15 protein-coding genes are annotated in these 12,662 nt (G+C 69.0%); 11 read left to right on the top strand and 4 right to left on the bottom strand.

Annotated elements, in window-relative coordinates; all coding sequences use genetic code 11:
• From AC3EO7_RS36610 to coaD, 3 genes are all read left to right on the top strand, one after another.
• The coding region (locus AC3EO7_RS36610; RefSeq protein WP_435593718.1) for a biotin/lipoyl-containing protein at positions 1-181 on the top strand (181 nt) is incomplete at its 5' end.
• Positions 178-735 carry a 16S rRNA (guanine(966)-N(2))-methyltransferase RsmD gene (gene rsmD, locus AC3EO7_RS36605; RefSeq protein WP_431969529.1) on the top strand — a complete coding sequence of 186 codons (558 nt, stop codon included), beginning with the start codon at positions 178-180 and terminating at the stop codon, positions 733-735. The genes AC3EO7_RS36610 and rsmD, both read left to right, overlap by 4 nt.
• Positions 736-755: 20 nt before the next feature.
• Positions 756-1,241 (top strand): pantetheine-phosphate adenylyltransferase, encoded by a 486-nt coding sequence (coaD, locus tag AC3EO7_RS36600; protein WP_435593717.1) that lies wholly within the window; start codon positions 756-758, stop codon positions 1,239-1,241.
• A gap of 74 nt (positions 1,242-1,315) precedes the next feature.
• Here the strand turns inward: coaD and AC3EO7_RS36595 are convergent, their stop codons facing one another.
• Entirely contained in the window at positions 1,316-1,828 is a 513-nt protein-coding gene (locus AC3EO7_RS36595) for a GtrA family protein (protein WP_431969527.1), read from the bottom strand.
• Between the two features lie 371 nt (positions 1,829-2,199).
• Here AC3EO7_RS36595 and AC3EO7_RS36590 point away from each other — a divergent pair, with 371 nt between their 5' ends.
• The 8 genes from AC3EO7_RS36590 to AC3EO7_RS36555 all read left to right on the top strand — a co-directional run bounded on the left by AC3EO7_RS36590 (position 2,200) and on the right by AC3EO7_RS36555 (position 8,926).
• Positions 2,200-2,946 carry a DivIVA domain-containing protein gene (locus tag AC3EO7_RS36590; protein WP_435593720.1) on the top strand — a complete coding sequence of 249 codons (747 nt, stop codon included), beginning with the start codon at positions 2,200-2,202 and terminating at the stop codon, positions 2,944-2,946.
• Between the two features lie 164 nt (positions 2,947-3,110).
• Positions 3,111-3,737, top strand: coding sequence for a YceD family protein (locus AC3EO7_RS36585; protein ID WP_431969549.1), 627 nt, complete (start codon positions 3,111-3,113; stop codon positions 3,735-3,737).
• Between the two features lie 54 nt (positions 3,738-3,791).
• A complete protein-coding gene (gene rpmF / locus AC3EO7_RS36580) occupies positions 3,792-3,974 on the top strand; it encodes a 50S ribosomal protein L32 (RefSeq protein ID WP_014987105.1) in 183 nt (60 codons plus the stop codon).
• 22 nt (positions 3,975-3,996) lie between these two features.
• Entirely contained in the window at positions 3,997-4,719 is a 723-nt protein-coding gene (gene rnc, locus AC3EO7_RS36575) for a ribonuclease III (protein ID WP_141809475.1), read from the top strand.
• 1 nt (position 4,720) lies between these two features.
• A complete protein-coding gene (gene mutM, locus AC3EO7_RS36570; protein WP_431969526.1) occupies positions 4,721-5,581 on the top strand; it encodes a bifunctional DNA-formamidopyrimidine glycosylase/DNA-(apurinic or apyrimidinic site) lyase in 861 nt (286 codons plus the stop codon).
• Positions 5,582-5,645: 64 nt separating this feature from the next.
• Positions 5,646-6,227 carry a dihydrofolate reductase family protein gene (locus AC3EO7_RS36565; RefSeq protein ID WP_431969525.1) on the top strand — a complete coding sequence of 194 codons (582 nt, stop codon included), beginning with the start codon at positions 5,646-5,648 and terminating at the stop codon, positions 6,225-6,227.
• Positions 6,228-6,231: 4 nt separating this feature from the next.
• The gene (locus tag AC3EO7_RS36560) at positions 6,232-7,290 is read left to right on the top strand and encodes a PHP domain-containing protein (RefSeq protein WP_431969524.1); all 1,059 of its coding nucleotides are present in this window, start codon (positions 6,232-6,234) and stop codon (positions 7,288-7,290) included.
• A gap of 118 nt (positions 7,291-7,408) precedes the next feature.
• On the top strand, positions 7,409-8,926 hold the full coding sequence (locus tag AC3EO7_RS36555; protein ID WP_435593716.1) for a PstS family phosphate ABC transporter substrate-binding protein: 1,518 nt from the start codon (positions 7,409-7,411) through the stop codon (positions 8,924-8,926).
• Between the two features lie 17 nt (positions 8,927-8,943).
• Here AC3EO7_RS36555 and AC3EO7_RS36550 read toward each other — a convergent pair whose 3' ends face one another.
• The 3 genes from AC3EO7_RS36550 to AC3EO7_RS36540 all read right to left on the bottom strand — a co-directional run bounded on the left by AC3EO7_RS36550 (position 8,944) and on the right by AC3EO7_RS36540 (position 12,517).
• Positions 8,944-9,129 (bottom strand): hypothetical protein, encoded by a 186-nt coding sequence (locus tag AC3EO7_RS36550; protein ID WP_431969522.1) that lies wholly within the window; start codon positions 9,127-9,129, stop codon positions 8,944-8,946.
• A 68-nt stretch (positions 9,130-9,197) separates the two neighbouring features.
• Positions 9,198-11,333 carry an amylo-alpha-1,6-glucosidase gene (locus tag AC3EO7_RS36545; protein ID WP_431969521.1) on the bottom strand — a complete coding sequence of 712 codons (2,136 nt, stop codon included), beginning with the start codon at positions 11,331-11,333 and terminating at the stop codon, positions 9,198-9,200.
• Positions 11,330-12,517, bottom strand: a complete 1,188-nt coding sequence (locus AC3EO7_RS36540) for a glycosyltransferase family 4 protein (RefSeq protein ID WP_431969520.1) — start codon at positions 12,515-12,517, stop codon at positions 11,330-11,332. The genes AC3EO7_RS36545 and AC3EO7_RS36540 overlap by 4 nt, the downstream gene beginning before the upstream one ends.
• Between the last annotated feature and the right edge of the window lie 145 nt (positions 12,518-12,662).

Below are 12,662 nucleotides of genomic sequence, written 5' to 3'. Positions count from 1 at the left end.
CGAGGGCGACACCGTCGAAACCGGCGACACCATCGCCACCATCGAGGCCATGAAGATGGAAGCCGCCATCACCGCACCCCGCGCAGGCACCGTCGGTCGCGTCGCGATCGGCAAGGTGCAGCAGGTCGAGGGCGGTGACCTGCTGGTCGAACTGGCCGTGCGCGAGTCGACCGCGGAATGACGCGGATCGTCGCGGGCGCGGCGGGCGGGCGGCGCCTCCGGGTGCCGCCCGCGGGCACGAGGCCCACGTCCGACCGGGTGCGCGAGGCGCTGTTCAGCGCGCTCGACGCCAGGATGGATCTGGACGGCGTCCGGGTGCTCGACCTGTACGCGGGCTCGGGCGCGCTCGGGTTGGAGGCGCTCTCCCGCGGCGCGTCCTACGCGCTGCTCGTCGAATCGGATCGCAAGGCGGCGGCCGTGGTGCGCGGCAACATCGCCGACCTCGGCCTGCCCGGCGCGGAACTGCGCGTCGGGCCGGTCGCCGCGGTGCTCGCCCAGGGCGGTGCGGGCCGGTTCGATCTGGTGTTGTCCGACCCGCCCTACGATGTGGACACCGCGGCGGTGACCGCCGACCTGGTCGCGCTCGCCGACGGAGCCTGGCTGCATCCCGGCGCGCTGATCGTCATCGAACGATCCAGCAGGTCACCCGAAATCGATTGGCCCGCAGCCTTCGTGCCCGCCAAGCCGCGCCGCTACGGCGAAACCCGCCTGGAACTGGCCGACTACCGGCCGTGACCGGGTGGTAGCGTCGCGTCATGGCTGGAGCACTGTGTCCCGGGTCCTTCGATCCGGTCACCAACGGGCATCTCGACGTATTCGCCCGCGCGGCGGCGCAATTCGACGAGGTCGTGGTGACCGTCATGGTGAACCCGAAGAAGCAGGGCATGTTCACCGTCGAGGAACGGATGGAGATGCTGCGCGAGGCGACCGCGCACCTGCCGAACCTGCGGGTCGCCTCCTGGCAGGGCCTGCTCGTGGACTTCGCCAAGGATCAGGGCATCACCGCCATCGTCAAGGGCCTGCGCGACGCCACCGATTTCGGCTACGAACTGCAGATGGCCCAGATGAACAAGAAGCTCTCCGGGGTGGACACCTTCTTCATCGCCACCAACCCGACCTTCAGCTTCCTGTCCAGCTCGCTGGTCAAAGAGGTGGCGACCTACGGCGGCGACGTCAGCGACATGCTTCCGCCGTCGGTGCACAAGCGCCTGCTCGATCGCCTCGCCGAACGGCGCGGCTGAACTGATCCCACGGACAGAAAAACGCCCCGGTTCCGAATCGTGCGGAACCGGGGCGGATTCGTTCGAGGGCGTTCTCAGAACACCAGGCCGCGTAGGGCGAGGAAGCGCATGCCGCCGACCGCAGCGGTGATGGCAAGGACGGCCGCCGCCTGGGCGGTACCGCCGAGACCTGGCGCCCAGAACTCGAGCCCGGCCAGCGCGGCGGTGGTGATGGCGAGTCCGACCAAGGCGAGTCCGCCGCCCTCCCATTGCGCGGTGAACCAGCCGACCCGGCCCGCAGCGTGGAAGGTGAGCTGGCGGTGCAGCTCGTTGGCGATGATCGTGCTCACCACCGAACCGGCGATGTTGGCCGCGATCGGCCCGATGCCGTGCATGGTGAAGAAGAGCAGGACGTAGGCGACGTTGCTGGAGCCGCCGACCAGTGCGAAGCGGACCAGCTGGGCGAAGGCGCGATCGCCGCGCAGATACTGCAGAAGCTGCCCGAATCGGGCGACCGGCAGCGTGCGCACCGTGGGGTACGGGAAGGCCCACGGCGTGTAGACGCCGACGGGCACCACTGCCGAGCGTGGTACTTCCAGAACCGTCATTGCTCTTCCGATCCAACCCGAGCCTTGGAAGGGACAACAGCGGCGGTTGCCGCTTTCCTCCCCGGCCTTCCTGTTCCTTTCGTTCAGTATGTACTGAACATATGGAACCAGTCAACTGTCCGGCAAGGCGTCCGTTCCCTCCGGTCCCACAGTTCCCGTGTGGCCCTGCGGTCCCCTTAAGAAGATCTTGTCGAGACCCTCTCGAAAAAAAATGTAGCACGAAGTGGAGGGGATTCCTCCACTTGATTTTGTGGTGTACGAGACACTGTGACGACACACCGATAGAGGACTCGGCATACGCCGTGATGAGGGGCACACTGGGCGTCGGCGGAGAGTTTCGCCCGATTCAGCAGGAGAGCGGGGTAGTGAGCATGTTTCGCGTATTCGAGGCACTCGACGAGCTGGTGGCCATCGTCGAAGAGGCGCGCGGCATCCCGCCGACCCGCAGTTGCATCGTGCCGCGCGGCGACGTCCTCGAGCTGCTCGACGACGTGCGCGACGCGCTGCCTGGGGAACTCGACGACGCCCAGGACGTGCTCGACCATCGCGACAAGATCGTCTCCGACGCTCGCTCGGCCGCCGAGATCACCGTGACCTCCGCCAACGAACAGGCCGAGCAGACCATCGGCTCGGCGCGCCAGGAGGCCGACCGCATTCTCGCCGACGCGAAGGCGCACGCGGACCGGATGGTGGCCGAGGCGAGCGCGCACGCCGATCACCTGGTCGCGGCCGCGCAGGAGGAGGCCGACCGCGTCGTGGCCGACGGCAACGCCGAGTTCGAGGCGGTCACCGGCCGGGCGCGCACCGAGTCGGACCGCATGATCGAGGCGGGCAAGGCGTCCTACGAACGCTCGGTGGCCGAGGGTCGCGCCGAGCAGGAGCGCCTGGTGGCCCAGACCGAAGTGGTCAGGGCGGCGCACGCCGAGTCCGCGCGCATCATCGACGGCGCGCACGCGCAGGCCGACCGGATGCGCGACGACTGCGACCACTACGTGGATTCGACGCTCGCCCAGTTCGAGGAAACGCTGAACAGCACCTTGCGCACCGTCGGACGCGGGCGGCACCAGCTGCGCAGCGGTGCGGGAGCGCCCGACTACGCGGCGGAATTCCGCCGCTGACCGCGGCGCGGCGCCGTCCGACGCGACCGTCTTTCCGCCGCGGCGCGCTGTCCGGGCGGTGCGTTGGCCGATGCTGCGGCGCCGCCTGTGTTTTGAGGTTCGGCCTGCACCTCGCGTATTGTTGAGTGGTTGCCCATTTCCCTTCGATCGTGAGTGAGTTCGTGATGCCCGCCGGTTCCGGTTCTGCGTCGCGTCCCCGTGCGGCCTCGCGCCGCAAGACGGACGCGGGTTTCGTGCTGGACATCCGCAGCCTGGGGCGCCGCCCCGGCACGATGCGGGAGCTGCAGCGTACGGTCACCACCGCCGAGAAGATCGGGTTGGACCTGGTCGCCATCCCGGAGGGGGCGGAGGTCGAGCTCGACCTGCAACTGCAAGCCGTGTCCGAGGGTGTGCTGGTCACCGGAACGGTGATCGCGCCGACGGCGGGGGAGTGCTCGCGCTGCCTCGAACCGTTCACCGACGAGGTCCGCCTCCATCTCACGGAGCTGTTCGCCTACCCCGACAGCACCACCGAGCAGACCACCGAGGCCGACGAGATCTACCGGATGGACGACGACCTCATCGACCTGGAGCCGGTGGTCGTCGACGCCATCGGACTGGAGCTGCCGCTGCAGCCGCTGTGCACACCGGACTGCGCCGGGCTGTGCCCGGAATGTGGCGTGCGGATGGCGATTGCGGGTTCCGATCATGGGCATGAGATACTTGACCCTCGCTGGGCCGGGCTGGCGAAGTTCGCCACCGAATCGCCCGGCAACGGCAGTCCCGACGCGGACGCCGACCCAGAACGATAAACGCAAGACCATCAGCCGAACCGGCAGAGCAATTAGGACAGAGGAGAGTTAGTCGTGGCCGTTCCCAAGCGCCGGATGTCCCGTTCCAACACCAGGTCGCGGCGCAGCCAGTGGAAGGCCACCGCGCCTACCCTGATCACCTGCCCGAACCGCGCCTGCGGCGAGAAGACCCTGCCGCACATCGCGTGCCCGTCCTGCGGCACCTACAAGGGCCGCCAGGTCACCGCCGCCGTCTGACAGTTCGACCTGTCGTATCGACGTGACCGTCAGCAAGGACGAAGCCGGCTCGTCCGGTGAACATGCCAGCCTGCTCGAAGCCCTCGGCGTCGACGTGCGACCGGATCTGTTGCGCCTAGCGCTGACACACCGGTCGTACGCCTACGAGAACGGCGGGCTGCCGACCAACGAGCGCCTGGAATTCCTCGGCGACTCCGTCCTCGGCCTCAGCATCACCGAGCGGCTGTACCACGAGCACCCGGACAAGTCCGAGGGCGAACTGGCCAAGCTGCGGGCGAGCGTGGTGAACATGCACGCGCTCGCCGAGGTGGCGCGCGGGCTCGGCGAGGGCGGACTCGGCGTGCACCTGTTGCTCGGCAAGGGCGAAGAGCTCACCGGCGGCCGGGACAAGCCGAGCATCCTCGCCGACGGCATGGAGTCGCTGCTCGGCGCGGTCCACCTGCAACACGGCATCGACGTGGCGCGCGGCGTGGTGCTGCGGCTGTTCGCCGAGTTGCTCGAGCGCGGTCCGAGGATGGGTGCCGGGCTCGACTGGAAGACCAGCCTGCAGGAGCTCACCGCGGAACGCGGCCTCGGCGTGCCCAGCTACGAGATCACCTCGACGGGCCCCGACCACGATAAGGAATTCACCGCGACCACGGTGATCGGCGGCCGTGCCTACGGGCAGGGCGTGGGCCGGTCCAAGAAGGAAGCGGAGCAGAAGGCCGCGGGCGCCGCCTACCAGGCACTGACCGCCGAAGCCTGACGTGCCCGAACTCCCCGAGGTCGAGGTCGTCCGGCGCGGACTCGCCGATCATGTCGTCGGCCGCACCATCGAATCGGTGATCGTCACGCACCCGCGGTCGGTGCGCCGCCATCTCGAGGGCGCGGCCGATCTCGCGGCGCGCATGGCCGGTCAGCGCGTGGCAGCCGCCGAGCGGCGCGGCAAGTATCTCTGGCTCACCTTCGACGACGGCGACGACGCGCTCGTCGTGCATCTCGGCATGAGCGGCCAGATGCTGGTGCGGCCCGCCGACGTCCCGCTGGAGAAGCACGCGCACATCCAGGCGACCCTGCACGACGGCACTCAGCTGCGCTTCGTCGACCAGCGCACCTTCGGCGGCTGGGCGCTGGCACCGCTGGTCGAGGTCGACGGCACCCTGGTGCCCGAGCCCGTCGCGCACATCGCCCGTGATCCGCTGGACCCGCGCTTCGACCGGGAAGCGGCGGTGGCCGCAATCCGGACCAAGCAGTCCGAGATCAAGCGGGTGTTGCTCGACCAGTCGGTGATCTCCGGCATCGGCAACATCTACGCCGACGAGTCGCTCTGGCGCGCTAGGATCCACGGCACTCGCCTCGCCTCCGGCCTGACCCGGCCCGTCCTCCGCGAGCTGCTCGACGCGGTCGCCGCAGTGATGGGTGAGGCGCTCGCCGTGGGCGGCACCTCCTTCGACGCGCTCTACGTCGACGTCAACGGCGAATCCGGCTACTTCGAACGCGCGCTCGCCGTCTACGGCAGGGAGGACGAGCCGTGCCGCCGCTGCGGCGCGCCCGTCGTGCGCGAGCGTTTTATGAACCGTTCCTCGTACTCCTGCCCGCGCTGCCAGCCGAAGCCGCGCCGCCGCTGACCCGAGCGAGCTACCGTTTCCTCATGCAGTCCGGGACGTCTCCCCGGCCGTGGAGGAAGGACATATGCGCAAGCTCACCTACTACGTAGCGTCGACCATCGACGGGTTCATCGCCACCGAGGACGGGTCGGTCGACTTCTTCCCGGTCGGCGGCGACCACGGCCCGGCGATCACCGCGCAGTATCCCGAGACCTTGCCGACCAAGGTGCGGGAGGCGCGCGGCATCACCAAGCGCAATGCCAACTTCGACACGGTGCTGATGGGGCGCAAGACGCACGATTTCGGCGTCCGCACCGGCACCTCGAGCCCGTACGCCCACCTGCGGCAGTTCGTGGTCTCCACGACCCTGCCGGAGAACCCGGACCCCGCCGTCGAGCTGATCTCGCACGATCCGCTGGAGCGGGTGCGAGAACTCAAGCGGGACAAGGGCCTCGGCATCTGGCTGTGCGGCGGCGGCGAGCTGGCACAGGTGCTGCTTCCCGAGATCGATCAGATCTTCCTGAAGCTGTATCCGATCGTGCTCGGCCGCGGCCGCTCGCTGTTCGGCTCCGGGCCCCGGCTGCCGGAGGCGGCCCGGTTCCGCGTGATCACCAGCCGGGTGTTCGAGGACGGCGTGGCATTCGTGAAGTACAGCAGGATTCGATAGCCGCGTGACCGACGCCGATCGGATCGCCGAACCGGACGGGGCGGGTGCGCCCGGTCCGGTGGAAGCGTTGCGCGAGATCGGCTTCTGGCTCGAGCGCGGCCGCGCCCAGACCCACCGGGTCAAGGCCTACCGTCGCGCCGCCGAGGTGGTGGCGGAATTGTCGCCGGACGAGCTCGCCGCGTACCAGGCGGCGGGCATCTGGCAGGACCTGTCCGGCATCGGCCCGAAGACGGCCGCCGTCATCGCGCAGGCCTGCGCGGGACAGGTCCCCGACTATCTGGCCGGCCTGCGCCGCGCCGCGCAGCCCATCGGCGCGCCGGGCAAGCCGCTGCGCCAACGGCTCCGCGGCGACCTGCACACCCATTCGAACTGGTCCGACGGCGGCAGCCCGATCGAGGAGATGATGAGCGTCGCCGCGGCGCTCGGACACGAATACTGCGCGCTCACCGATCATTCGCCGCGCCTGACGGTCGCCAACGGACTGTCCGCCGAGCGGCTGCGCCGCCAGCTCGACGTGGTGGCGGAGCTGAACGAGCGCTTCGCGCCGTTTCGCATCCTCACCGGTATCGAGGTCGACATCCTCGACGACGGCGCCCTCGATCAGGAGGCCGACCTGCTCGCCGAGCTCGACATCGTGGTGGCCAGCGTGCATTCGCACCTGCGCGCGGACAGCGCGACCATGACCAAGCGCATGGTCTACGCGGTGGCCAACCCGAACGTCGACGTGCTCGGCCACTGCACCGGCCGACTGGTCGAGGGCGTCCGCGGCAACCGGCCGGAATCGACCTTCGACGCCGAACTGGTCTTCGAGGCGTGCAAGAAGTACGGCACCGCGGTGGAGATCAACTGCCGTCCGGAGCGCTTGGACCCGCCCTCCCGGTTGCTGCGGCTGGCGGTGGAGATCGGGTGCCACTTCTCCGTCGACACCGACGCGCACGCTCCCGGCCAATTGGATTGGCAGGGTTACGGATGCGAGCGCGCCGTCGCCAACGGCGTGGACCCGGATCGGGTGATCAACACCTGGCCGGTGGACGATCTCCTGGCCTGGACGGCTGCGTCCTGACCGTTCCCAAGGTGGTCGGGTAGTGAACGGCTGGCGAACATTCGGCGTCCGCCTCCGCGAAATGTGCTAGAGCACTGGACAATAGGCCCACATCGACATCCTGGGGGTGGGGCAACAGGTGGGGGACTTCTCGCTCGACACCGTTCTCGCGCTCGTCGGCATCGCGGTGCCGGTCGCCGCATTCGCGTGGGAGTTCGTCTTCGTGGGCCGCAGGCGGCTCGGCTACCGCGTGCAGATGGACACGCCCGTCACCGGCGAGATCGAATCGGTGTTCCCTGGGGTGCTGGAGAACCTGCGCGCGAACACCGGGGATGCCGGACCCGAACTGCGCGATCTGTCGGTGGCGCTGGTGCGCATCGAGAACAGCGGCAGCACCGCGATCACGGCGTCGGACTACATGGCGCCGACCGCGCGCATCGGTCTGCACCTGCACTTCCCGCGACGCCGGGTGCTCGGCATGGCGGTGACCGAGCTGAGCGATCCCGACCTGGCCGAAAGCCTCGGTCCCGGTTCGGGTATCGCCGTCAGGGAGGACACCGGAGGACGGATCGGCGTCATCGATCTGCCGAAGGTCCCGCTGACCAGAAAGCACCACTACAAGATCCTGGCCATTCTTCAGCAGTCCGAAATTGGCGGCACCGAGGAGGAGCGCACGCCGGTGCTGCGCGGCGAGATTCGCGGCGGGCGCGTCGTCGAGACGCGCAGCCGCACCGGAATCTCCCGGGTCATGCTGGTGCTCACCGCTTTTCTGGTGCTGGTGATCATCGGGCAGTTCGTCGTCGCCCGGTTGCAGCCGCCGACCCCGTTGGACTGTGCCGCGGGCAGGCTCACCCTGGTCGGCTCCTCGGCCTTCGAGCCCGTCGTCCGCGACGCGGCGGCGCAGTACGAGAAGCGCTGCACCGGGGCCGAGTTCGCCTTCGACTTCCAAGGCACCGAACGCGGCCTCGACCGGCTGGCCGAAGCGGGGCCGGATGCCGAGCTCCTCACGATCAGCGACGGCGCGAAGGGCCCGGGCTACCCCGCGCTGCGACCGCGTCCGCTCGCGGTGTCCCTGTTCGCCGTCTTCGTGCACAAGAACCTCGGCGTCAGCGATCTCACGATCGCCCAAGTCAGGGACATGTACCAGGGCCGAATCACCAACTGGCGGCAGGTCGGCGGGCCGGATCTGCCCGTCGTGCTCATCGATCGGGCGCCGGGATCGGGCACCCGGGTGATCTTCGAGACGGCGCTGCTCGGCGGCGAGCAACCCGCCCGCCCGCACCGCAGCTGCACCGCCATCAAGGACACCGCGGGCGCCTACTGCGACGTGCCGGTCACCAAGGACATGCACAAGGCCGTGGACGAGCTTCCCGGCGCGATCGGCTACGGCGAACTCTCCGAGGCCCGCAGGGCCGAGATGCGCATCGTCACGCTCGGCGGCGTCGCGCCGGGCAGGCAGGTCGCGATCGACCGCTCCTATCCCTTCTGGGGCGTCGAATACGCTTACAGCAATGGCGATCTCCCCGCGGGTTCGCTCGCGGCGAGCTTCCTGCACTACCTCACCGCGAACGTGGGCGCGGAAGTGCTGCGCGCGCACGGCAACGAGCCGTGCGCCAGCGAGCTCATCGAACCGGGCCGCTGCGCACCGGCGTCATGAGCCGGTCGCGCCGCCGGTCAGTGCGCTTCGGTGTGGCCGAAACAGTAGGCGGCGGCGGCCAGGTACTGGCGACAGCCGGGTCCGTGCCCGGCGTGGACGCTACGCAGGAACAGCGCTAGCTCCAGATCCAGGTCCGTGGGCTCGATCCCGCAGTCTCTGTGCTGAGTGCTCCACAGGTCCCGCTTGTCCAGCGATGTCTGCATCGTGCACCTCCAGCCCGCGTCGGCGCAGGGTGCCCGATTCCCGTGCGCGGGACACTATCGCGAGCGTTTCATAGGGTGATCAGCTGCCAATCGTCGGGCAGTCGAGCCGAGAGCACCTGGTTTCCTTCCGCTTCCAAGTCGACGCTGATCTCACCGAGTCGCAGCGCGGTGAGCGACACCTTGCCCCAGGCCTGAGGGAGCCGTGGCCGCACGGTCAGCGTGCGTTGGGGCACATCGGGATTCAGGCCGAGGAAGGCCCGCACCAGCAGCAGCGGCGCGGCGCTCGCCCAGGCCTGCGGCGAACAGGACGTGGGGTAGGGCACCGGTACCGCGAACCGGGAACGCGGGAAGCCGCAGAACAGCTCGGGCAGGCGCCCGTCGAAAGCCGCTGCCGCGTCCAGCAATCCGGTGGCCAGCCGGGTGGCCAGTTTCGTCGCGCCCGGCACGTGCTCGTAGCGCAGCAGCCCGGCCACGGCGATCGCGGTGTCGTGCGGCCACACCGAGCCGCAGTGATAGCTCATCGGGTTGTAGGCGCCCATGTTGGCGGCCAGTGTGCGCAACCCGAAACCGGTGTCCATCTCCTCCTTGGCCAGTTGACGCACCAGTTCCTCGGCGTGCTCGTCGCTGGCGATACCCGCCCAGAGACAGTGCGCCGCATTGCTGGTCAGCGCGTCGACATGCCGCTTGGTGCCGTCCAACGCGACCGCGTACCAGCCGCGGTCCGGCATCCAGAACTGCTCGGTGAACTTCCCGCGCAGTTCGGCCGCCCGCTCGCGCAGGCGGGTGGCCAGGCGCTGTTCGTCGAAGGCCTCGGCCAGCTCCGCCCTGGCGAGCAGGGCCGCGTGCACGTAGCCCTGCACCTCGCACAGCGCCACCGGCGCCTCGGCGAGATGGCCTCCCGCGTCGTTGATTCCGTCGAAGCTGTCCTTCCAGCCCTGGTTGATCAGACCGCGGTCGGTGGCGCGGCGGTACTCGACGAATCCGTCGCCGTCGCGGTCGCCGTACTCCGCGATCCATTCCAGTGCCGCGTCGGCAGCGGGAAGCAGCTCTTCGATAGCCCGCGGATCCGCGCCCCACCGATGGCATTCGGCGAGCAGCATCACGAACAGCGGTGTGGCGTCGGCGGTTCCGTAGTAGATGGCGCCGCCCAGTACTTGGCCGCCGGAGGGACCGCGCCGCATCTCGTGCATGATCCGCCCCGGCTCTTCCTCGGTGAGCGGATTCAGTTCCTGCCCTTGCAGTTCGGCGAGCTGTTGCAGTGTGCCGAGGGCGAGGTCCACCGCGAGCGGCAGCGCCATCCATGCCGTGAGCAGGCTGTCGCGTCCGAACAGCGTCATGAACCATGGCGCACCCGCCGCCACGAACGGCCTGCTTCCGCCGGTGTCGTCGTGAATCTGCAAGGCGCCCAGATCGCTTTCGGTGCGGCGCAGCACCTGGGTGAGCACCGGGTCGGCCGAGGAGATGTCGGTGGCGGTGTCGCGCCACGCCGCGATCTTGCGGCACGGCGCGCTGTGGCCGACGTGCTCGCCCGGCGTGATCGGCATCTGCACCTGCTGGTTGCCCAGCGTCGGCTGCGCGATGACCTCGGTCTGCCACTTGCCGCCGACCGGAACGACGACTCGCCACACCAGGGCGCCGGGCAGCACGGTGGGTTCCACGGTGGCCGAGATCGTGATGCCGCGCATCCGGTCCGAGCGATCGTGTAGCAGCAGTTCGCTTTCGGAGACGGTCACGTCGGCGCGCACGTGCCCCGCGCGGCCTTCCTTGACCGCGAACAGATCGACGAAATCCGCGTCGACGTGCAGCTCCAGGGTCACCGCCGTGGGTTCGCGGCCCATGTTCTCCAGCGTGAGCAGCTCGTGCATGCCGTCGGCGACGATGCGTTCGCGGACGACCAGCAGGGTGCTGTCGGCCAGCCCGGCCTTCGGCGGTCTGCGCATGACGAAGCGCGCGATGAACGCCTCCGGGCTGAGGACCGACAGCGGTTCCGCCGGTCTGCCGTCGACGAGCAGTTCCCACCGCGAAAGGACGCGCGCGTCCCGGAAGAACAGCCCGTGCGGGCGGCCGGGCTCGACGTCGCCGAGCCGGTTCGACAGGCAGAAGGTGCCACCTTCCACCAGTGTCACCGACCCGGCTCCGCCGAAGCCCGTTGGTTCACCCGAGTTGAGCGGCGTCGGGCCGCTCGCGGCGGATGCTCCTGTCACGCGAGCCTGCTCGCGACCGCGACGTTCGACGCTGTCTCGGGCAGTCGGGTGGTGACCCGGTTCCTCGGCCGCAGGAGCTTCCAATAGACCTGCTCGTACCCGCGGCCGGCGCCGTCGGAGCCGAAGTTCGCCTCGACATGGGCACGGCACGCCATCGGATCCAGGCTCTGCACTTCGGTGATCGCTGCGGTCAGCTCGGCCGGATCGTCGCAGATGCGGCCGGTGACCCCGTCGACGACCACTTCGTCGACCGCGCCGCCGCGCAGTGCGACCACCGGGGTGCCGCACACCATCGATTCGATCATCACCATGCCGAAGGGTTCCTCCCAGAGGATCGGGAACAGCAGGCAGCGCGCACCGGCGAGCAGCTTGCGCTTGGCCTTGGCGTCGGCCATCCCGAAGACGTGATCCCGATCGGTGAGCAGCGGGCGCACCTTCTCTTCGAAATACGCCAGCTCAGGTGGTTCGCTGCACTTGCCTGCGAGGATGAGTGGAATTCCCGCGGCGTGCGCCGCTTCGAGCGCGAGGTGCGGCGCTTTGCACTCGTTGAACCGGCCGAGGAAGAGCGCGTAGTCCTCCTTCTCGGTCTGGAACGGCCAGTCCGCCACGTTGATCGCGTTGTGCACGCGGCCTGCCCAGTGCAGGTCAGGAGCGAGGACACGCTGGCGGTCGCTGATCGCGACGAGCGACACTTCGTCGCCGAGCGCTCGGTAGTACTGGTAGCAGTCGTCCTGCACCGGCCCGTGCACGGTCACCACGGTGGGCAGGCCGAGGCCGTAGTAGGCCGGTGAGTTGAGCGGTCCGGCGAAGGTGTGGTCGTGCACCAGATCCAGGCCATAGGTGGCGTGGTGGCGTTCGATCGCCTTGCGCACCTTCAGCGCGTGCATGACTTCGGGGAACGGCTCGCCGAGCCGTTCGGGCAGCGCCCGATCCCAGAGGGGTACGAAGCGAGCCTTGGTACCCGGCTCGCCGGCGCCGAACAACGTCACATCGTGCCCACGCGTTACCAGCGAATCGACCAGATCGGCGACTACCGCCTCGACGCCGCCGTAAGCCTTCGGCGGCACGTCGAAATACGGCGGAACAACCATCGCAATTCGGAATCGGGTACCGGGGTGATCGATCGACAGAAGATCCGAAGCCACACGCTGCGCCGAAACCGGCGCCGAGAACACTGCGCTCATGACCCTCCTTCCAGGGACACAACCATTGCACTCGCATTCACCCAGCACACCGATGCGCCGGGTGCCTAACGTGGTGGCCGCCGCCGGCGGAGGTGGAGCGAGAACTTCACCGCCGTCCATGGGGCTTTGGTTGGCCTGTCACAGT

It is taken from the genome of Nocardia sp. bgisy118 (assembly GCF_057708605.1).
Note: the sequence above shows the minus strand (reverse complement) of the source record. Positions and strands in the feature narration are given on the sequence as shown.